Genomic DNA, 19,188 nt, shown 5'->3' with positions numbered 1-19,188 from the left:
GTCAGGACCGGTCCCCGGGACGGAGTGCCCTCCGGTCAGCGGGTGGCTCCGGTGACCAGCCACCGGCCGGAGCGGGCGCGCAGCTGGAGGGTGACCATCCGGACCAGCATCATCAGGGTCATGGCCCACCAGAGGGCGGTCAGACCCCCACCGAGGGCCGGGACGAGCAGGGCGGCCGGCGCGAAGACGGCGAGGGTCAGCAGCATCGCCCCGGCGAGGTAGCGGCCGTCGCCGGCGCCCATCAGCACCCCGTCGAGGACGAAGACGATCCCGCAGACCGGCTGGGCCAGCGCCACGACGAGCAGGCCGGGCAGCAGGGCGTCCTCGACCGCGGGGTCGCCGGTGAAGAGCGGGATGAACACCGGGCGGGCCAGGACGACCAGCAGGCCCAGGACGAGGCCCGCAACGATGCCCCACTGGACCATGCGGCGGCACACGGCCTTGGCGCCCGCGCTGTCCCCGGCACCCAGGTAGCGGCCGATGATGGCCTGCCCGGCGATCGCGATGGCGTCCAGGGCGAAGGCGAGCAGGCTCCACAGGGACAGCAGGATCTGGTGGGCGGCGATGTCGGCGTCCCCCAGCCGCGCCGCCACGGCAGTCGCGATCATCAGGATGGCGCGCAGGGACAGGGTGCGGACGAGCAGCGGCACGCCCGCCTGGGCACCGGCGCGGATGCCGGCCGCGTCGGGGCGCAGGGAGGCCCGGTGTCGGCGGGCGCCCCGGACGACCACGATGAGGTACGCGGCGGCCATGGCCCACTGGGCGGCGACGGTGCCCCATGCGGAGCCGGCGATGCCGAGGCCCGCGCCGTAGACCAGGGCCACGTTCAGGGCTCCGTTGAGGGCGAAACCGCCGATCGCCACGTAGAGGGGCGTACGGGTGTCCTGGAGGCCGCGTATGACACCGGTGGCGGCCAGCACCACGAGCATGGCGGGGATACCGAGCGCGGATATGCGCAGATACGTTTCTGCGTACGGGGCGACGGTGTCCGAGGCACCGAAGAGCGAGACGAGCCAGGGCGCGCCGGGCAGGACCGCGGCGACGACGGCCCCGCCGAGCAGCAGGGCGAGCCAGATGCCGTCCATGCCCTGTCGGATGGCGGCCTGGAGGTCGCCCGCGCCGACCCTGCGGGCCACGGCCGCGGTGGTGGCGTAGGCGAGGAAGACGAAGACGCTCACCGCGGTGGTGAGCAGTGCGGCCGCGATGCCGAGGCCGGCCAGCTGGGGGGTGCCGAGGTGTCCCACGATGGCGCTGTCGGCCATCACGAAGAGGGGTTCGGCGACGAGCGCTCCGAAGGCCGGGACGGCGAGGGCGAGGATCTCGCGGTCGTGCCGTCTCGGGGCAGCCTTCTCGGCGGCGGGGGCCTGTGTCATGCGCTCAATCTAATCTTCCACAGGTAATAGATGCAAGGGTCTTTGGATCCTTACCAACGCGCTGACTTGGGCGTTCTTCCCGCCCCGTTGGAGGCGATCTTGAGACAGTGGCCAAGAATTTTCTTCCCCACAGCCCGCAGGAGGAGAAACTGCAGGTCAGGTGGGGTGGTGGGGTGGGTCAGGTGATTTTGTCCACAGCGCCGTCCCCCGGTCCGTGCACAGCTTCGGGTGAGTTACCCACAGCATTGGCTCCGTCGTCCACATCTCATCCACACAGCCTGTGGATAACAAGATTGGCTGACGTCGCCCGCGGCCCTACCGTTGTGCGTTGCCCGACGCGCCGAACGCCGATCCGGGTGTCCCAAATGTCAGAGCCGTGTCGTAGAAAGAGTGACACGGCGAGGTCCGCGTTGCGGACGGGAGGAGGTGGCCCGGTGAGCATGCCCGAGCCCATGGACGACCCCTGGGCCGACAGCGGTCCCAGTGACCGTCTGCCCGCCCGTACGCGCCGTAACGCCGAGGGCCGCGGCCGCGGGGACGAACAGCAGGACCGGGGCCGCGAGGGCGGCTCCTGGGACGGCGGCGGAAGCGGCTTCGAGCGCGTCCCTCCGCAGGACCTCGACGCCGAGCAGTCGGTGCTCGGCGGCATGCTGCTCTCCAAGGACGCGATCGCCGACGTGGTCGAGGTCCTCAAGGGCCACGACTTCTACCGTCCTTCGCACGAGACGATCTACCAGGCCATCCTCGACCTGTACGCCAAGGGCGAGCCGGCCGACCCCATCACGGTCGGCGCGGAGCTCACCCGGCGCGGAGAGATCAGCAAGGTCGGCGGAGCCTCCTACCTGCACACCCTGGTGCAGTCCGTGCCGACCGCGGCGAACGCCGAGTACTACGCGGAGATCGTCCACGAACGGGCCGTCCTGCGCCGCCTGGTCGCGGCCGGTACGAAGATCACGCAGATGGGCTACGCGGCGGACGGCGACGTCGACGAGATCGTCAACAGCGCCCAGGCCGAGATCTACGCCGTCACCGAGCAGCGGACCTCCGAGGACTACCTCCCGCTCGGCGACATCATGGAGGGCGCGCTCGACGAGATCGAGGCGATCGGCTCGCGCTCCGGCCAGATGTCCGGGGTGCCCACGGGCTTCACCGACCTCGACTCCCTGACCAACGGCCTGCACCCGGGCCAGATGATCGTCATCGCCGCACGTCCCGCCATGGGCAAGTCGACGCTCGCGCTGGACTTCGCGCGGGCCTGCTCCATCAAGAGCAACCTGCCGAGCGTCATCTTCTCCCTCGAAATGGGCCGCAACGAGATCGCGATGCGCCTGCTCTCGGCCGAGGCCCGCGTGGCGCTGCACCACATGCGCTCGGGCACCATGACCGACGACGACTGGACGCGGCTCGCCCGGCGGATGCCCGACGTCTCGGCCGCCCCGCTGTACATCGACGACTCGCCCAACCTGTCGATGATGGAGATCCGCGCCAAGTGCCGTCGGCTCAAGCAGCGCAACGACCTCTCCCTCGTCGTCATCGACTACCTCCAGCTGATGCAGTCGGGCGGCTCGCGCCGACCCGAGAGCCGCCAGCAGGAGGTCTCGGACATGTCCCGAAACCTCAAGTTGCTGGCCAAGGAGCTGGAGGTGCCGGTGATCGCGCTGTCCCAGCTGAACCGTGGTCCCGAACAGCGCACCGACAAGAAGCCGATGGTCTCCGACCTGCGTGAATCGGGTTCCATCGAGCAGGACGCCGACATGGTGATCCTGCTGCACCGCGAGGACGCGTACGAGAAGGAATCCCCGCGCGCGGGCGAGGCGGACCTGATCGTGGCCAAACACCGTAACGGCCCGACGGCCACCATCACGGTGGCCTTCCAAGGTCATTATTCGCGGTTCGTGGACATGGCCAACACGTAGCATCCGGCCATGGACGCCCTTGCTGAAGATCTGGAACTGCTCCCCTCCACCCGGCGCGCGCTGAGGTACCGGCTCGCCGTCGCGCAGAGCGAGGGCCGCTCACCGTCCCTGGTGGCGGCCGTCTCGCGCGGTGGGGAGGTGGTCTGGGAGGGCTCCCGGACCTCGGTCGAGGGCCACGGCCCGGACGGGGACGTGCAGTACCGGATCGGGTCGATCACCAAGACCTTCACGGCCGTTCTGGTGATGCGGCTGCGTGACGAGGGCCTGCTGGACCTTTCGGACCCGCTGGGCCGGCACCTGCCCGGGACCGGCGCCGACGAGGTGACCGTGGCCCAACTGCTCGCCCACACCGGCGGACTGGCGGCCGAGACGCCGGGCCAGTGGTGGGAGCGTTCTTCCGCCGCACTGCGGCCGGGGCTGGCCGAGGTGCTCGGCGAGGAGCCCTTCAAGCACGCCCCCGGACGCGCCTTCCACTACTCGAACCCCGGCTACACGCTGCTGGGTTCCCTCGTCGAGGCGCTCCGCGGGAAGCCGTGGGAGCAGGTGCTGCGCGCCGAGGTGCTGGAGCCGTTGGGGCTGGACCGGACGAGCGGCGAACCGCGCGCCCCGCACGCGGGCGGCTGGGCGGTGCATCCGTGGGCGGACCTGATGATGCCCGAGCCCGCGGAGGACCTCGGGGTGATGGCCGCGGCCGGGCAGCTGTGGTCCACGACCGGGGACCTCACGCGGTTCGCCGCCTTCCTGCTGCGGGGTGACGAGCGGGTGCTGAGCGCGGAGAGCGTACGGGAGATGCGCGCCGCGGCCGCTCCCGCCGCCCCCGGCAGCACCGATGCCGGCTACGGGCTGGGCCTGCAGCTCAACGTCTGCGACGGGCGCCGGCTCGTCGGCCACGGCGGTTCCCTGCCGGGATTCGTGGCGGGGCTGTGGCTGAGCGAGGAGGAGGACCTGACGGCGGTCGTCCTGGCCAACTGCACCTCGGGGGTGCCCGCTTCGACGGTGGCCACGGACCTGATCGCAATCGTGGCGGAGGCGGAGCCGCGCTTCCCCGAGCCGTGGCGGCCGTTCCGGGAGGACGACCGGGTGCCGCTGGAGCTGACCGGAATCTGGTACTGGGGCACCGCGGCGCACATGCTGCGGCTGTGCGCGGACGGCTCGCTGGAGCTGGGCCCGGCCGGCGTGACCGGCCGCTCGGCCCGGTTCCGCGGCGAACCGGACGGCAGTTGGACGGGCCTGACGGGCTATTACGCGGGGGAGACCCTGCGTGCCGTCCGGCGGGACGACGGTACGCCGGGCCACCTCGACCTCGGGTCGTTCGTGTTCACGCGAGAGCCCTACGATCCCGAGGCCCCGGTGCCCGGCGGGGTGGACCCGCAGGGCTGGCGCGGCATCGGCTGACGGGGTCAGGCGGTGAGTTCGCGCTCCAGCGGGGTGCGGAACCGCGGGGTGACGCGGGCGTCGCCCACCCACGCGGCGAGCCGGGCGGCCTCGGCCGTGATCGCCTCCGCGGCCTCCCGCCCGGGGTCGGCCAGCAGCCGCCAGACGATCTCCCCGTCCGCCCGCTGGGCCCAGCCGCCGACGATCTCCCCGTTCCACCACACGGTCGGGCCGATGTTGCCCGCGTAGTCGAACAGAGCGGGACGGTGGGCGGGGTCGAGGTGGAAGCTCCGGTCGGCCCAGCCCATGCCGCTGGGGTCGAGACCGGGCAGGAATGCGACCCAGGCCTCCGGCGCGGGCTCGGCCGCGGTGTCTCCGGGGAGGACGAGCGCCGTGCCCCCGTCGTCCAGGCGGACCTGCTCGGGGGCCATGGTGGCCAGGGCCTTGCGGACGTCGGTGAGGGTCCAGCCGGTCCACCACTTGAGGTCGGCCTCGGTGGCCGGCCCGTAGGCGTGCAGCCAGCGGCGGGCGAGTTCGGCACGGGCCTCGGCGGCGGGCAGGGCGGGCCAGGGCCGGGAGTGCACCCAGCGGAACTGGCTGGAGGTCCAGGATCCGCGGGGCCGGTCCCGGCGGATCCGGCCGTCGGCGGCCAGCACGCGGATCACCCGGGTGGCGACCCCGGTCTCGGTCTCGTACTTCTTGCCCCGGTTGATGGTGATCTTCTGCCGGAGGGCGGGGACGGCGGCGGAGAGCTGGCTGCCGGTCGAGGGCCCCAGGGTGTCCAGGGCGTCGAGGGCGGCGGTCTCGGTCCTGGCCAGCCAGTCGGCGTCGAGGCCCTGGCCGTCCTCGGCGAGGTGCTTGAGGAGGTTCCGGCGTTCCTTCGCAGCGATGCTCCGGGCGCAGGACGCGTCCACGTAGGGGGCGAGTTCGGTGGAGACGGCGAAGAGGGTGTTCCTCATGCTGAGCAGCCGGACGAGACTGACGTCCTCGTACAGGGCCGCCTCGATCGCGGAGGGTCCGCCTTCGGTGAGGCGGGCGCGGGCGGAGAGGTGGACGGTGGCGGCGTCGGTGGCGTGCAGGGCGACGACGGCGTCCGCCGCCTGGCCCGGGGTGGCGGCACGGGCCGAAGGAGCCAGTCGATGCCGCCGGCCCAGCCGGTGGCGACGTTCCGCGGTGCTGACGAGGGGGAGGCCGGTGCTCATCCTCCCGATCGTAGGCCGGGCCGCCGACAACGGCCCGGCCTTTGCCGGAGCCGGTCAGAGCTGGAGTTTGAACCCCAGGTGGGAGGCCGTGAAGCCGAGCCGCTCGTAGAACCGGTGCGCATCGGTGCGCGTCACGTCCGAGGTGAGCTGGACGAGTTGGCAGTCCTCCTGCCGTGACCGCTCGACGGCCCATTCGACGAACCGGGTGCCGAGGCCGCTGCCGCGCTCGTCCGTGTGGACCCGCACCCCTTCGATGACGGAGCGCGTGGCGCCCTTGCGGGACAGGCCGGGGACGATCGTCAGCTGGAGGGTGCCCACGACGCGCTCGCCGCGGACGGCGACGACGATGTGCTGGTTGGGGTCGTCGGCCAGCCGCTTGAGGGCCGCGACGTAGGGGGTCAGATCTTCCGGGGATTCCCGGGTGGCGCCCAGCGGGTCGTCGGCGAGCATGGCGACGATGGCGGGCAGGTCCTCCTCGGTGGCGGATCGGATCGTCAGTTCGGGGTCTTCGGTCATGGTGGAAGCCTTTCTCTGTCAGCCCGCGGCGACGGTGAGGGGGGCCCAGCGGCGGGTCCAGTCACCGGGGAGGCCGGAGATGTTCCGGGTCATGACGGCGTTGAAGGCCAGGGACTCCAGACCGCGCTCCTTGAGCCAGGCGAGGAGTTCCTCGTGGCGTACGTCGACGTCCGTGCGCAGGGGCCGTTCGGTGGTGGCCGCCAGCGCGGTGACCAGGGCCCGGGCGGTGGCGGTGTCGCGGGCGATCAGCGGGCCGATGACATGGGTGTCCATGTTGGGCCAGAGGGCGGCGTAGCCGATGAGGCCGCCGGAGCCGTCCTCGGCGACGAGCACCTTGTCGGCGAAGGCGGGCAGCCGCGCGATCATGTGGGTCCGGTCGGTGCCGAACACCTCGGTGTCCAGGCGGACGATCGGTGCGAGGTCCTCGGCCGTCGCGGGCCTGACGGGGACGGCGGCGTGATCGCCGGCTTCGGGCCGGAAGGGTCCCCGGACCATCTCCGCCCGTCCGGTGGTGTCGAAGCCGAGCTCCTCGTAGAGCGGGCGACCGTTGGGGGTGGCGTGCAGGGTGAGCGGGACACCGGCGAGGTCGTCGTCGCACACGTGGGCCATCAGCCGGCGCCCGAGGCCCTTGCGGGCGTACCGGTCGGCGACGAGCACCATTCCGATCGCGGCGAGGTCCGGCTTGGCCGGGGTGTCTCCGTAGCGGGTGACGACACAGGCGGCGGCGAGTCCGCGGCCGTCGGGGGCGTCGATGCCGTAGCCGTTGCCGGCGGCGAGGAGCAGCCCCCATTTGTGGTCTTCGCGGGGCCAGCCGCGGTCCTCGGACAGGTCGGCGCAATGACGGAGGTCGTTCGGGGTGAGCGCACGGATGGGCAGGTCGGTGAGGAGTCGTGGTGTCACCGGCCCAGAGTGGATCATCGACTCGGGGGGAGTCCAGGGGATTCAGGAGACGGGTGGGCCGATGTTTCACGTGAAACAGGGCCGATGTTTCACGTGGAACCGGGGTCTGTTTCACGTGAAACATTCGCCCGCGTCGTCGGCAGGATCTGCTTTTCGCAGCGGGTGACCCCCGGCGGTGGCCGGTGCGGGAACCGAACGGCTAGCCTCGACGACCATGACGGTGCTTCACCTTTTCGATCTCGACGGAACACTGATGTACGGATCGGCCGCACCGGTCGAGATCTCCCGCCAGCTCGGGAGGTCGGCCGAGATCGCCGAGCTGGAGCGGGCCTTCGGGGCGCGCGAGATCGGTCCACAGGAGTTCTCGGTGGCCGCCCATGCCCTGTGGGCGGATCTGACACCCGCCCACGTCCGCGCGGCCTTCGACGGATCCCCGTGGCTCTCGGGGATCCGGGAGCTCTGGCAGGAGATCACGGAACGCGGTGACCTCTGCGCGGTGATCTCCCTGTCACCCTCGTTCTTCGTCGAACTGCTGCTGGAGTGGGGCGCGCACGCCGCCCATGGATCGGTCTTCCCGGAAGTGCCCTTCACCCGGCCCGTCGACGTGACGGGGATCCTGACCCCCGAAGCCAAGGTGGACGTCGCCGACCGGCTCTGCGAGCGGTTCGGGGTGACCCGGGCCGATTGCGTCGCCTACGGGGACTCCATGACCGACGCGGTCCTCTTCGAAGCGGTCCCGCGGTCGGTGGCGGTGAACGCAAGGCCCCACCTGGCCCGCCGGGCGACCCACGTCTACGAGGGCAGGGACCTGCGCGAGGCGTACCGGCTCCTCGGGACGACGCGCCCCGGAGGCGATGCATCTTAAGGGGAAAGGTGGCCCGGAGCGGGGTTTTCCCCATTCCTCCGCCGCGCTCTCGGCCGACTGGCACGCTGTGAAACCCGGAACCACGGATTCGAGGCCGTGGCGCGTGCAGACCCGACCGAGATGCTCGAAGCGAGGCACCGCATGGACGCTGCGCCCACCAGATCGGCAAGACCAACGGGCCGGATACCTTCGGGCGGCGGGGCGATCGAGCCCTCCCCGGACGCCGTGCTCATCCGCCGGACCCTCACCGAGATCGCACCCGTCGCAGACAGGGTGACCTCGTACTTCTACGCCCTGGTGTTCACGGGGCACCCGGAAGTCCGGGGCATGTTCCCCGCGGCCATGGACGTACAGCGCGACCGGCTGCTGAAGGCACTGCTGACCGCCGCCGAACACATCGACGACCCGGCGGTGCTGGCTCCCTACCTGCGTCGGCTCGGCACCGGGCACCGCAAGTACGGCACGATGGCCGCCCACTACCCGGCGGTGGGAGAGGCACTGATCGGGGCACTGGCCCGGTACGCGGAACGCACATGGGGGCCGGAGACCCAGGCGGCGTGGGTGCGCGCCTACACCGCCATCTCACAGACCATGATCGATGCTGCGGCCGAGGACGAGACCAAGGCGCCCGCCTGGTGGCACGCGGAGGTGGTTTCGCACGAGCTGCGCACCTCCGACATCGCGGTGCTGACCGTCCGCCCCGACCAGCCGTACCCCTTCCTCGCGGGCCAGTACACGAGCCTGGAGACCCCGTGGTGGCCGCGGGTGTGGCGGCACTACTCCTTCGCCTCCGCCCCGCGAGCCGACGGGCTGCTGTCCTTCCACGTCAAAGCCGTACCGGCGGGCTGGGTCTCCAACGCCCTGGTCCGCCACGCCCAGCCGGGCGACGTCCTGCGGCTGGGGCCGCCGGCCGGGTCGATGGTGGTGGACCACAGCACCGACAACGGGATGCTGTGCCTGGGCGGGGGAACCGGCATCGCCCCGATCAAGGCCCTCATCGAGGACGTGGCCGGGCACGGTGAGCGGCGCCCGATGGAGGTCTTCTTCGGGGCGCGCAGCGACCACGACCTCTACGACAAGGACACCCTGCTGGGCCTCCAGCGCTCCCACCCGTGGCTGTCGGTGCGCCCGGTGATCGGCCCGGGGCTGGCGGGCCAGCTCCCGCAGGCCATCCGCGAACACGGGCCGTGGAGCTCGTACGACGCCTTCATCTCGGGACCGCCCGCGATGATCCGCAGTGGTGTGGACGCCCTCAAGCGGATCGGTATCCCCGGTGAGCGGATCCGCCACGACGCGGTCGAGGAGCTGGCGGACGTGGCCGGCTGAAACCGGCGCGGCCCCTGCCCGCCCGCTCCCCTTCCCGCTTCCCCGGTGGGCTCAGCCCAGGTCGGGGGCGTGCATGGCACGGACCCCTTCGATATTGCCGTCGAGGTAGTGGCGCAGCGAGAGCGGCACCAGGTGCACCGCGGCGATGCCGACCCGGCTGAACGGCACGCGGACGATCTCGTACTCGCCCTCGGGCTCGTCGATCTCGGGGCCGTGCCGTTGGCCGGGGTCCATCGATTCCAGATGGCAGACGAAGAAGTGCTGCACCTTCACGCCGGTCACCCCGCCGGAGGCGATGTGCTCGACGGTGTCGACGAAACAGGGCACCACATCAGTGATCTTGGCTCCGAGTTCTTCGTGGAGCTCTCGGTGGAGGGCGTCGACGACGGTGGCGTCCGAGGACTCCACTCCCCCGCCCGGCGTGAGCCAGTACGGGTCGACGCCGGGCTTGGTGCGCTTGATGAGGATCAGGTCGTCACCGTCGAGCAGGATCGCGCGGGCGGTGCGTTTGACCACGGGACGTTCGGTCATGGGAGAAGAGTGGCCCGGTACCGGGCTCCTGAAACGCGCCACGGTCCGAATCCCGGCGGCTCACCATTGCGCGGCCGCGCGCAGCAGGCGGTCGTGGGCGCGCGCGAGATGGGCGAGCGCCAGGCTGCCGGCCCGTACGACGAGGAACCAGGTCCGCAGGGGCGGCACAGCCGGTTCCAGCAGCGCCACGATCTCACCGCGGTCGAGGGCGTCCTGGCACAGGTAGCGGGGCAGGACGGCGAGACCGGCGCCGGCCCGGACGCATTCCAGTACGGCTCGCAGATCGGGTACGACGACGGTGGCGGCGCACTCGGGGACGGAGTCGAAGACGGCGGCCCAGTAGCGGGTGACCAGCGGCAGGCTCTCGTGGACCTCGACGACCGGGATCCCGTCGAGGGCGACGGGTCCCGTGTCGTGCAGTTCGGCCCGCTCGACGAGGGCGGCCCAGTAGGGCGCCGCGACCAGGACCTGTTCCTCGTCGCACAGGGCGTTCGCGGTGAACAGCGTGCCGCGCGGGCGGGTGGGGGTGACGACCAGGTCGTGCTGCCCGGCGGCCAGCCCGTCGAGGGTCTCCCGCGCGTCGGGGGCGAGGGCGGTGCGCAGGCTCTGCCCCTGCCCCACCAGGGGAGCGAGGGCCGGGAGCACCCGCAGGCACAGGAACTCGGGTGGACCGGCCACGTGGAGGGTGCGCGAGGTGCCGGTGGCCTCCCGTTCGATCTCGGTGATCCGCAGCAGGGCGTCGAGGTGCGGGGCCGCCTTGTGGGCCAGTTCGTCACCGACGGCGGTGGGCGTGACGCCGCGGGCCCGGCGGTGGAAGAGCGGTCGGCCCAGCTGGCGTTCGAGGGTGCGGATCTGTGAGGTGACGGCGGGCTGGGACAGCCCGAGGAGCGTGGCGGCCCGGGTGAACGAGCCGGCACGGTGCACGGCGACGAAGGTGCGCAGCAGGGCCAGGTCCATGTCGGCCCCTCTCGGTGGGGGCCTTCAACTATAAATATGCCGATAGGCCCCTGTCGCTACCGTGATTGGACTCTGACGCTGAGTCAACTAGCCTTGGTGGCGTGGTTCTTCTGCTAGGGAACCCGGGCGGTCCGAGCCACCAGGGGGGAGGCTCGGACCGCTTTTCCCCGGCCCGGTCAGGCCCCGGAACCCGCGGAATCAAGGGCCCGGACCACATCGGCGACCAGGTCACCGCGATCCTCGGCGCCCGCTGAGAAGCGGATGAAGCCCTCGGGTACGGCGTCCCCGCCCCAGCGTCCGCGCCGCTCCGCGGTGGACCGCACTCCGCCGAAACTCGTGGCGTCCTCCACCAGGCGCAGGGCGCTCATGAAGCGTTCCGCGTACGCACGGTCGGGCAGGGTGAAGGAGACGACCGAGCCGAAGCCGCTCATCTGCCGGACGGCCGTCTTGTGCGAGGGGTCCGCCGGGAGCCCCGGGTAGCGCAGCCCGGTCACCTCGGAACGGTCGGCCAGCGCCTCGGCGACCGCCAGGGCGTTGCCCCATTGGCGCTCGGCCCGCAACTGGATGGTGGCCAGGGAGCGGTGGGCCAGCCAGGCCTCCATGGGGCCCGGGATCGCGCCGACGACCTTGCGCCAGCGTCGGATGCCCGCGGCCAGTGCGGGGTCACGGCAGACGACGTAGCCCAGGAGCAGGTCGCCGTGGCCGGTGAGGCCCTTGGTGCCGCTGGCGACGGAGAAGTCCGCGCCGAGTTCCAGGGGACGCTGGCCGAGGGGGGTCGCCAGGGTGTTGTCGACGGCGACCAGGGTGCCGCCGGCGTGGGCGGCCGCCACGAGCCGGCGGACGTCGCACACGTCGAGCCCGGGGTTGGAGGGGGTCTCGATCCACAGCAGCCGGGCGCCGTCGAGGGCGGCGAGCTGCGCGTCCCCGGCGGTCGGGGCGGTGCGCACGTGGATCCCGTACTCCTGGAGCTGCTCCCGGACCAGGGGGAGGGCCTGGTAGCCGTCGTCGGGCAGGACGACGGTGTCGCCGGTGCGGGCCTGGGAGAGCAGGACGGCGGAGACGGCGGCCATGCCGGAGGCGAAGACGACGGTGTCCACGCCGTCATGACCGGGGGCCTCCAGTTCGCCGATGGCCCGTTCCAGCAGGGTCCACGTGGGGTTGGTGTCGCGGCCGTAGGTGTACGGGCCGCTCACCTCGCCGGGGAGGTGGAAGTGCGCGGCGAAGACGGGCCCGGGGAGGGTGGGTTCGTTCTTGACGGGCTCGGGCAGCCCGGCGCGCACGGCGCGGGTGGCGTCCGCGTACCGCCCGGCGTCGGCGTCGGCGTCGATGTCGCGGGGGCGGTCCGCGCCGGTGGGGTGGGTGTTCACGGGGTGGTCTCCTTCACGGCCGCGCGTACGGCGGCCAGCAGGCCCGGACTCGCGGCCTCGACCAGTTCCAGGCACTCCTCGAAGCCGTCGAGGGAGCCGTAGTAGGGGTCCGGTACGTCGAGCGCGTCCGCCGCGCCGTCCCGTGCGGACGGGGCCGCGGGATCGTACGAGCGCAGCAGCCGGACCTTGGCGGCGGCCTCCGGGGTGGGCGCGAGGGCGCGGAGGTCGCGCAGGTGGCCGGTGTCGAGGACGATGACCAGGTCGACGCGGTCGAACCAGGAGGCCCGGAACTGCCGTGCCCGGTGGTCCTGTTCGTACCCGGCGGCTTCGAGTACCGCAACGGTGCGCGGATCGGCGCCGTCGCCCTCGTGCCAGCCTCCGGTGCCGGCGCTGTCCACCTCGACGAGGGCGTCGAGTCCGGCGTCGGCGATGTGGGAGCGGAAGACCGACTCGGCCATGGGGGACCGGCATATGTTGCCGGTGCAGACGAAGCAGACGCGGTACATGGGCGGCCCGGTCAGTTGTTGTCGGGCAGGGCCAGGTTCACGGCCCAGGAGACGACGGAGATGATCAGCCCGCCGACGACGGCGGTCCAGAAGCCGTCGACGTGGAAGCTGAGGTCGAGCAGGTCTGCCAGCCAGGAGGTCAGCAGCAGCATCAGCGCGTTCACGACGAGGGTGAACAGGCCCAGCGTGAGGACGAACAGCGGGAACGAGAGCAGCTTCACGACGGGCTTGACGATCAGGTTGACCAGGCCGAAGACCAGGGCGACCAGGATCAGCGAGAGCGTGCGGCGCGCCAGGGAACTGCCGTCGTCGAGGGTGATCCCGGCGAGCAGCCAGACGGCCACCGCCAGGGCCGCCGCATTGGCCAGCGTCTTGACTACGAAATTCGTCATGTGTCTGATCGTGGCAGAGAAGAACCGGGTGGGACATCGTCAGATCAGCGGATCCCACGGCACCACCGAGCAAGGGCAAGGGGCACAGCAACGATGAAGGCCTTCAGGCTGGACGAGCTCGAAGCGGAGCGGGCCGCCAACGACGGCGCGTACCTCCAGTTCCTGCGGGAGCGCAACATGTCGGTCGGGCTGTACGCCCTCGACGCCGGCCAGAGCGATCCGCAGCAGCCGCACCGGCAGGACGAGGTCTACTTCGTGGTCAGCGGGAGGGCCTCGATCACGGTCGGGGAGGAGACCACGACGGTCGCGAACGGCAGCGTCGTCTACGTACCGGCCGGGGTTCCGCACAAGTTCCACCACATCACCGAGCCGTTGAAGGTGATGGTGGTCTTCTCCCCGCCGGAGGGCTGACGGGGCCGGCCCGGCGGGCTCAGGGGCCCGGACCGGCGGGCTGACCGGACCGGCGGCTGAGGGTCGCGGGCCCGGTCCCCCTAGGGGGCGGATCAGGGGGTTCCGAGGGCTCGCGGGCCCCCACGCCGCACCGTGCGCTCCTAGCATCGGAGCAGGAAGTCACGGACGAGGAAGAGGTAGGGACATGGACGGCATCCGAGCGGCATTCGCGGGCATGCCCTGGTGGGTCAAGTGGGTCGCGGTACCGCTGCTGGCGATCTTCGTCTTCGGCGGGGTGATCACCACCATCATCGGCACGCTGATCTCCTTCGTCTTCAAGGCGCTGCTCTTCGCGGCCCTCGTCGGTGGCCTGATCTTCGTGGTCAAGAAGTTCACGGGCAGCGGTTCGAAGTCCTCCGCGGGCGACTGGTAGGACGCACCACCCGGGAGCGGTACCACGATTGACCCAGGCGGGGGAACGGTACCGGGCAAACCGCCCACTCGCCGGTAACCGGTGGTTAGAGTGACAATCCGTGCTGTTTCCTGGGCACGGGCAGCCCGTACCCCTGCTCCGAAGAGGCGGTCACGTCGAGCGGCCGCCGGCGACAACCCCAGGAGCCACGGTGCACGCGGGGGCGACCCCCGCAGGGCGGGCTCCCCCGAGGTCCGCCGCCACGCCTGGGGGGTGAGCTTTGGCTTCGGTTCACAACGTCGGTGTGCCGACCCTGATCGGTTCGGTGCAGCGGGCGCTGAGGCTGCTGGAAGCGGCGGGATCCCATCGCGAGGGAGCCCCGGCGAAGCAACTGGCGCGGGAAGCCGGGCTGCCGCTCCCCACGGCGTACCACCTGTTGCGCACCCTCACCCACGAGGGCTATCTGCGGCGGGAGGGCGGTGTGTTCGTCCTCGGCGCCGCGGCCGGCAGGCTGGCGGGCGGTGGACTTCAGCAGAAACGTCGCAGCATGATCCTCGACTCGCTCTCGCACTTCCGCGACGTGGTCGGGGCCCCCGTCTACTTCGCGGTCTACCGCGAGGGTGAGATCGAAGTCGTGGGCGTATCGGACACCCCCGCCCGCCCGGCCTGCGAAGAGTGGGCGGACTTCCGTGAGACCGGCCACGCGCACGCCATCGGGCAGTGCCTGCTCGGCCAACTCGACGAGAAGACGCGCAGGGAGTACTACGACCGTCATCCGGTCGAGAGCATCACGCCCTACACGGTGCGGGACATGAGCGCTCTGGAGGAACGGATCGGCTCCCTGGAGCGGATGCAGCCCGTGACCGAGCGGCAGGAGTACTCCCTGGACACGGTGTGCGCGGCCATTCCGATCACCGCCGGCGACACCGCCGCGACCATGGCGATTTCTCTCCCCCTGCACCAGCAGGACCGGTTGCTCTATGCGGTCGATCGACTACGGAGTGAAGTAGGCGCGCTGTTGAGCACCCTCTCGTTCTCTATCAGTATCTGAAAACTCACTCCTTGTGATCTGCAATCGCTTACACCACTCTTGTCAAGAGGGCCCTGGGGGACATTCCTGGCCACTTCCACTACAGCGGGGTAGGCAATGCGAGAGTCGGTACAGGCAGAGGTCATGATGAGCTTCCTCGTTTCCGAGGAGCTCGCGTTCCGGATCCCGGTGGAACTCGGATACGAGGCTCGCGACCCCTACGCGGTGCGCCTGACCTTCCACCTTCCCGGAGACGCCCCCGTGACCTGGGCGTTCGGCCGGGAACTGCTTCTCGACGGCATCAACAAGCCGTGCGGTGACGGCGATGTGCACATCGCCCCCACCCACCCGGAGGAGCTGTCCGACGTCCACATCCGCCTCCAGGTGGGCTGTGACCGGGCCCTGTTCCGCGCGAGTGCGGCGCCGCTCGTCGCTTTCCTCGACCGCACGGACCGGCTGGTTCCGCTCGGTCAGGAGCGCAACCTCGGTGACTTCGAGGAGAGCCTCGACGAGGAGCTCGGCAAGATCCTCGCCGAGGCGCGCCAGAACGAGCAGAACGCGGGCTGACCCGGCGTTCCCTCAGCGCTTGCGCCGACGCCCCCGGCCGCCGCGGGTGGGCTGCGGGACCACCGCGGCGGCCGGCGAGCCCGTCCGGTCGGCGGAAACCACCAGGGCGGCGAGCGCGGTGGTGACGGGGACGGAGGCCACGAGCCCGATGGAGCCCACGAGGGTGCGGATGATCTCCTCCGCGACCAGCTCGCTGTTGGCCACCGACCCCATGCTGCTGTTCGCGATCGAGAACAGCAGTAGCAGGGGCAGTGCGGCGCCCGCGTAGGCCAGCACCAGGGTGTTGACGACCGAGGCGATGTGGTCGCGGCCGATCCGGATGGCCGCCCGGTACAGGCCGCGCGGGCCCATTCCCGGGTCGGCCTGGTGGAGTTCCCAGACCGCCGAGGTCTGCGTCACGGTCACGTCGTCGAGGACGCCGAGCGAGCCGATGATCACACCCGCGAGCAGCAAACCACTCATGTCGATGTGCGGGTAGAGGCCGTGGATCAGCCCGGTGTTGTCGTCCGTGTTGCCGCTCAGGAAGGCCCAGTCGATGAAGAGCGAGCCCAGCAGCCCGATCAGCAGCAGCGAGGCGAGGGTGCCGAGGACGGCGACCGAGGTCCTGGCCGTCAGGCCGTGGCACATGTAGAGGGCGATCAGCATGATCGCGCTGGCTCCGATGACGGCGACGAGCAGGGGGTTCGAGCCCTGGAGGATCGCCGGCAGGATGAACAGCGTCAGGATCGCGAAGCTCACCACCAGGGCGACGAGCGCGAACACCCCGCGCATCCGCCCGACCACCACGACCGCGAGCGCGAAGATCCCGGCCAGCAGGGCCAGGGGCAGCTTGCGGTTCACGTCGACGACGGAGTACTGGAGGTCCCGCGGCGCGTCCGGGGCGTACGCGACCACCACCTCCTGGCCCTTCGCCAACTGCCGCGGGGCGCCCGGCTGGACGATCTCGAAGAACGCCCGGCCCTTGTCCGGTCCGTCGGCGACCTCGACCGTCGCCTTCTTGCACTCCCCGGTCTGCGCGGCCTGCGCCTCGCGGCCCTCCGGGGTGGAGGTGTCGCCGGTGGGCGGCACCTGGGAGGCGTTCACTGATTTGCAGTCGACCTTTGCCAAGGCGACGACCGTGCCCTGTTGGGTCTGGCGGTCGAAGCCCACTCCGGTGCGCTGGTGGGCGGGGGCCCCGCCCGGCCAGAGCACGGCCATGCCGACGAAGACGGTTGCGGCGAAGGGGATCAGCACGGCGGCGATCACCTTGCGCAGGTGCTTGGAAACCGGAGCCGCCGGCCCGTGGCCATGGCTGTGACCGTGGCCGTGGCCGCCGTGGGAGGCGCCGGTCGCATGTCCGTGGGAGGCATGTTCGTGACCGGTGTGGCCGTGGGGGTCCGTGGGCGTGGTGGGGGGCTGCGGCGAGGACGTCACCGGCAGATCATCGCAAGAGATGAGGGGGCCCACTGTTCAGCACGCCACAGATGACGCTAGCGTGGGGGCTACTTTGCACAACGCGGGAGCTCGGAGCACCGGGCTGAGAGGGCGCTGATCACCGTACGCGCATGAGAATGCGTACGGGAAGAGGCTGCGTCGACCGCCGAACCTGTTACCGGGTAATGCCGGCGTAGGGAGATCAGGTCTCATGACCATTCAGGACGCACGCACGCCTGCCGTCAGCCAGGACGCCGACGGCCAGACCGAGCGCCAGCCCGGCTGGCACAAGGGATACCTGGCGGGCTCCCGCCCGGACATCCGGGTGCCGGTCCGCCAGGTCCACCTCACCAACGGCAAGGACGTCACGCTCTACGACACGTCCGGGCCGTACACCGACCCGCAGATCGAGACCGACGTGCGCCGGGGCCTCCCGCCCCTGCGTGAGAACTGGATCATCGGCCGCGGCGACACCGAGGAGTACGCGGGACGTCCCGTGCGCCCCGAGGACGACGGCATCAAGCACACCTCGCCGCGCGGCGGACTCAAGAACCTCGACGCCGTCTTCCCGGGCCGTCCCCGCCAGCCCCGCCGCGGCCGTGGCGGCGCCGCCGTCACCCAGCTCGCGTACGCCCGCCGGGGCGAGATCACCCCGGAGATGGAGTACGTCGCGATCCGCGAGAACGTCTCCCCCGAGGTCGTCCGCGAAGAGATCGCCGCAGGTCGTGCGGTGCTTCCGGCCAACGTGAACCACCCGGAGATCGAGCCGATGATCATCGGCAAGCGGTTCCTGGTGAAGGTCAACGCCAACATCGGCAACTCCGCGGTCACCTCCTCCATCGAGGAGGAGGTCGACAAGATGACCTGGGCGACCAAGTGGGGCGCCGACACGGTCATGGACCTCTCGACCGGCCGCAACATCCACACCACGCGCGAGTGGGTCCTGCGCAACTCCCCCGTCCCGATCGGGACCGTGCCGCTCTACCAGGCGCTGGAGAAGGTCGACGGCCGTGCCGAGGACCTGACCTGGGAGATCTACAAGGACACGGTCATCGAGCAGGCCGAGCAGGGCGTCGACTACATGACGGTCCACGCCGGCGTGCTGCTGCCCTACGTGCCGCTGACCGCCCGTCGCAAGACCGGCATCGTCTCGCGCGGTGGCTCGATCATGGCCGCGTGGTGCCTGGCGCACCACAAGGAGAACTTCCTCTACACGAACTTCGAGGAGCTCTGCGAGATCCTCGCGGCGTACGACGTCACGTACTCGCTGGGCGACGGTCTGCGCCCCGGCTCGATCGCGGACGCCAACGACGCGGCGCAGTTCGCAGAGCTGAAGACGCTGGGCGAGCTGAACACGATCGCCAAGCGGCACAACGTGCAGACCATGATCGAGGGCCCGGGCCACGTCCCGATGCACAAGATCAAGGAGAACATCGACCTCCAGCAGGAGATCTGCGAGGAGGCGCCGTTCTACACGCTCGGCCCGCTGACCACGGACGTCGCGCCCGCCTACGACCACATCACCTCGGGCATCGGCGCCGCGATGATCGCCTGGTGGGGCACCGCGATGCTCTGCTACGTCACGCCCAAGGAGCACCTGGGCCTGCCGAACCGGGACGACGTGAAGACCGGCGTGATCACCTACAAGATCGCCGCTCACGCCGCTGACCTGGCCAAGGGCCACCCGGGCGCCCAGGAATGGGACGACGCCCTGTCGGACGCGCGGTTCGAGTTCCGCTGGGAGGACCAGTTCAACCTGGCCCTCGACCCGGACACGGCCCGCGAGTTCCACGACGAGACCCTTCCGGCCGAGCCCGCGAAGACCGCGCACTTCTGCTCGATGTGCGGTCCGAAGTTCTGCTCGATGAAGATCAGCAGAAGCATCACTGAGCAGTTCGGTGGCGACGACTCGGCCACGGACGAGGAAATCCAGGCGGGGATGCTCAGCAAGTCGGCGGAGTTCGCGGCCACAGGTAACCGGCTGTACCTCCCGCTGGCCGACTGAGCCCGACGAACCAAACCGGCCCGCGACCTCATGGGGGGAGTCGCGGGCCGGTGTTCGTCGTCGTGAGTGGATGTCGAACGGTTTCGGGACGCGCTGTACGGCTGACCGGCAAGTGCAAGACGCGAGTCTGTACGCCCCTTTCCCGT

At 70.8% G+C, this 19,188-nt stretch carries 19 protein-coding genes and 1 riboswitch; of the genes, 9 read left to right on the top strand and 10 right to left on the bottom strand.

Annotated elements, in window-relative coordinates; genetic code table 11:
• Positions 1-35: 35 nt before the first annotated feature.
• Positions 36-1,373, bottom strand: a complete 1,338-nt coding sequence (locus ACEPPI_RS00155; protein WP_373913195.1) for an MATE family efflux transporter — start codon at positions 1,371-1,373, stop codon at positions 36-38.
• A 452-nt stretch (positions 1,374-1,825) separates the two neighbouring features.
• Between ACEPPI_RS00155 and dnaB the strand changes: the two genes are divergently transcribed.
• Both dnaB and ACEPPI_RS00145 read left to right on the top strand, forming a co-directional pair.
• Positions 1,826-3,289, top strand: coding sequence for a replicative DNA helicase (gene dnaB, locus ACEPPI_RS00150; protein WP_373913323.1), 1,464 nt, complete (start codon positions 1,826-1,828; stop codon positions 3,287-3,289).
• A 9-nt stretch (positions 3,290-3,298) separates the two neighbouring features.
• Positions 3,299-4,684: a serine hydrolase domain-containing protein gene (locus ACEPPI_RS00145; RefSeq protein ID WP_373913194.1), complete on the top strand. Its 1,386-nt coding sequence runs from the start codon at positions 3,299-3,301 to the stop codon at positions 4,682-4,684.
• A gap of 5 nt (positions 4,685-4,689) precedes the next feature.
• Here the strand turns inward: ACEPPI_RS00145 and ACEPPI_RS00140 are convergent, their stop codons facing one another.
• From ACEPPI_RS00140 to ACEPPI_RS00130, 3 genes are read right to left on the bottom strand one after another with little or no spacing between them, the layout of a single operon-like run.
• Entirely contained in the window at positions 4,690-5,865 is a 1,176-nt protein-coding gene (locus ACEPPI_RS00140) for a winged helix DNA-binding domain-containing protein (RefSeq protein ID WP_373913193.1), read from the bottom strand.
• Positions 5,866-5,919: 54 nt separating this feature from the next.
• On the bottom strand, positions 5,920-6,381 hold the full coding sequence (locus ACEPPI_RS00135; protein ID WP_373913192.1) for an N-acetyltransferase family protein: 462 nt from the start codon (positions 6,379-6,381) through the stop codon (positions 5,920-5,922).
• Between the two features lie 18 nt (positions 6,382-6,399).
• Positions 6,400-7,299 carry a GNAT family N-acetyltransferase gene (locus tag ACEPPI_RS00130; protein ID WP_373913191.1) on the bottom strand — a complete coding sequence of 300 codons (900 nt, stop codon included), beginning with the start codon at positions 7,297-7,299 and terminating at the stop codon, positions 6,400-6,402.
• A gap of 196 nt (positions 7,300-7,495) precedes the next feature.
• On the opposite strand from ACEPPI_RS00130, the gene ACEPPI_RS00125 reads away from it, so the two are divergent.
• Entirely contained in the window at positions 7,496-8,146 is a 651-nt protein-coding gene (locus tag ACEPPI_RS00125) for an HAD family hydrolase (RefSeq protein ID WP_373913190.1), read from the top strand.
• A 141-nt stretch (positions 8,147-8,287) separates the two neighbouring features.
• Entirely contained in the window at positions 8,288-9,472 is a 1,185-nt protein-coding gene (locus ACEPPI_RS00120; protein WP_373913189.1) for a globin domain-containing protein, read from the top strand.
• 51 nt (positions 9,473-9,523) lie between these two features.
• Here ACEPPI_RS00120 and ACEPPI_RS00115 read toward each other — a convergent pair whose 3' ends face one another.
• From ACEPPI_RS00115 to ACEPPI_RS00095, 5 genes are all read right to left on the bottom strand, one after another.
• Positions 9,524-10,003, bottom strand: a complete 480-nt coding sequence (locus ACEPPI_RS00115) for an NUDIX hydrolase (RefSeq protein ID WP_266840365.1) — start codon at positions 10,001-10,003, stop codon at positions 9,524-9,526.
• A 60-nt stretch (positions 10,004-10,063) separates the two neighbouring features.
• Entirely contained in the window at positions 10,064-10,960 is an 897-nt protein-coding gene (locus ACEPPI_RS00110) for a LysR family transcriptional regulator (RefSeq protein WP_373913188.1), read from the bottom strand.
• Positions 10,961-11,136: 176 nt separating this feature from the next.
• Complete coding sequence (locus ACEPPI_RS00105; RefSeq protein ID WP_373913322.1) at positions 11,137-12,288, bottom strand: cystathionine gamma-lyase; 1,152 nt, start codon at positions 12,286-12,288, stop codon at positions 11,137-11,139.
• 35 nt (positions 12,289-12,323) lie between these two features.
• Complete coding sequence (locus tag ACEPPI_RS00100) at positions 12,324-12,833, bottom strand: low molecular weight protein-tyrosine-phosphatase (protein ID WP_373913187.1); 510 nt, start codon at positions 12,831-12,833, stop codon at positions 12,324-12,326.
• A gap of 11 nt (positions 12,834-12,844) precedes the next feature.
• Positions 12,845-13,225: a phage holin family protein gene (locus ACEPPI_RS00095; RefSeq protein ID WP_373913186.1), complete on the bottom strand. Its 381-nt coding sequence runs from the start codon at positions 13,223-13,225 to the stop codon at positions 12,845-12,847.
• Positions 13,226-13,318: 93 nt separating this feature from the next.
• Here ACEPPI_RS00095 and ACEPPI_RS00090 point away from each other — a divergent pair, with 93 nt between their 5' ends.
• The 4 genes from ACEPPI_RS00090 to ACEPPI_RS00075 all read left to right on the top strand — a co-directional run bounded on the left by ACEPPI_RS00090 (position 13,319) and on the right by ACEPPI_RS00075 (position 15,624).
• Complete coding sequence (locus tag ACEPPI_RS00090) at positions 13,319-13,636, top strand: cupin domain-containing protein (RefSeq protein ID WP_030225259.1); 318 nt, start codon at positions 13,319-13,321, stop codon at positions 13,634-13,636.
• A 193-nt stretch (positions 13,637-13,829) separates the two neighbouring features.
• The gene (locus ACEPPI_RS00085) at positions 13,830-14,048 is read left to right on the top strand and encodes a DUF5326 family protein (RefSeq protein ID WP_373913321.1); all 219 of its coding nucleotides are present in this window, start codon (positions 13,830-13,832) and stop codon (positions 14,046-14,048) included.
• A 292-nt stretch (positions 14,049-14,340) separates the two neighbouring features.
• A complete protein-coding gene (locus ACEPPI_RS00080) occupies positions 14,341-15,078 on the top strand; it encodes an IclR family transcriptional regulator (RefSeq protein ID WP_373913320.1) in 738 nt (245 codons plus the stop codon).
• A 96-nt stretch (positions 15,079-15,174) separates the two neighbouring features.
• Positions 15,175-15,624 carry an SsgA family sporulation/cell division regulator gene (locus ACEPPI_RS00075; RefSeq protein WP_373913185.1) on the top strand — a complete coding sequence of 150 codons (450 nt, stop codon included), beginning with the start codon at positions 15,175-15,177 and terminating at the stop codon, positions 15,622-15,624.
• Between the two features lie 12 nt (positions 15,625-15,636).
• On the opposite strand, the gene ACEPPI_RS00070 is transcribed toward ACEPPI_RS00075, so the two are convergent.
• Positions 15,637-17,037, bottom strand: coding sequence for a YibE/F family protein (locus ACEPPI_RS00070; protein ID WP_373913184.1), 1,401 nt, complete (start codon positions 17,035-17,037; stop codon positions 15,637-15,639).
• Positions 17,038-17,109: 72 nt separating this feature from the next.
• Positions 17,110-17,254, top strand: a riboswitch (TPP riboswitch).
• Here ACEPPI_RS00070 and thiC point away from each other — a divergent pair.
• Positions 17,249-19,042 (top strand): phosphomethylpyrimidine synthase ThiC, encoded by a 1,794-nt coding sequence (thiC, locus tag ACEPPI_RS00065; RefSeq protein ID WP_373913183.1) that lies wholly within the window; start codon positions 17,249-17,251, stop codon positions 19,040-19,042. It overlaps the preceding riboswitch by 6 nt.
• The last annotated feature ends 146 nt before the right edge of the window (positions 19,043-19,188 follow it).

The organism is Streptomyces sp. AB3(2024) (genome assembly GCF_041862025.1).
Lineage (GTDB): Bacteria > Actinomycetota > Actinomycetes > Streptomycetales > Streptomycetaceae > Streptomyces.
Note: the sequence above shows the minus strand (reverse complement) of the source record. Positions and strands in the feature narration are given on the sequence as shown.

What these genes read in the sequence shown, in the direction of transcription:
- ACEPPI_RS00155 (WP_373913195.1), bottom strand. Translation starts at nt 1,373, where the DNA reads ATGACACAGGCCCCCGCCGCCGAGAAGGCTGCCCCGAGACGGCACGAC.
- dnaB (WP_373913323.1), top strand. Translation starts at nt 1,826, where the DNA reads ATGGACGACCCCTGGGCCGACAGCGGTCCCAGTGACCGTCTGCCCGCC.
- ACEPPI_RS00145 (WP_373913194.1), top strand. Translation starts at nt 3,299, where the DNA reads ATGGACGCCCTTGCTGAAGATCTGGAACTGCTCCCCTCCACCCGGCGC.
- ACEPPI_RS00140 (WP_373913193.1), bottom strand. Translation starts at nt 5,865, where the DNA reads ATGAGCACCGGCCTCCCCCTCGTCAGCACCGCGGAACGTCGCCACCGG.
- ACEPPI_RS00135 (WP_373913192.1), bottom strand. Translation starts at nt 6,381, where the DNA reads ATGACCGAAGACCCCGAACTGACGATCCGATCCGCCACCGAGGAGGAC.
- ACEPPI_RS00130 (WP_373913191.1), bottom strand. Translation starts at nt 7,299, where the DNA reads ATGATCCACTCTGGGCCGGTGACACCACGACTCCTCACCGACCTGCCC.
- ACEPPI_RS00125 (WP_373913190.1), top strand. Translation starts at nt 7,496, where the DNA reads ATGACGGTGCTTCACCTTTTCGATCTCGACGGAACACTGATGTACGGA.
- ACEPPI_RS00120 (WP_373913189.1), top strand. Translation starts at nt 8,288, where the DNA reads ATGGACGCTGCGCCCACCAGATCGGCAAGACCAACGGGCCGGATACCT.
- ACEPPI_RS00115 (WP_266840365.1), bottom strand. Translation starts at nt 10,003, where the DNA reads ATGACCGAACGTCCCGTGGTCAAACGCACCGCCCGCGCGATCCTGCTC.
- ACEPPI_RS00110 (WP_373913188.1), bottom strand. Translation starts at nt 10,960, where the DNA reads ATGGACCTGGCCCTGCTGCGCACCTTCGTCGCCGTGCACCGTGCCGGC.
- ACEPPI_RS00100 (WP_373913187.1), bottom strand. Translation starts at nt 12,833, where the DNA reads ATGTACCGCGTCTGCTTCGTCTGCACCGGCAACATATGCCGGTCCCCC.
- ACEPPI_RS00095 (WP_373913186.1), bottom strand. Translation starts at nt 13,225, where the DNA reads ATGACGAATTTCGTAGTCAAGACGCTGGCCAATGCGGCGGCCCTGGCG.
- ACEPPI_RS00090 (WP_030225259.1), top strand. Translation starts at nt 13,319, where the DNA reads ATGAAGGCCTTCAGGCTGGACGAGCTCGAAGCGGAGCGGGCCGCCAAC.
- ACEPPI_RS00075 (WP_373913185.1), top strand. Translation starts at nt 15,175, where the DNA reads ATGCGAGAGTCGGTACAGGCAGAGGTCATGATGAGCTTCCTCGTTTCC.
- thiC (WP_373913183.1), top strand. Translation starts at nt 17,249, where the DNA reads ATGACCATTCAGGACGCACGCACGCCTGCCGTCAGCCAGGACGCCGAC.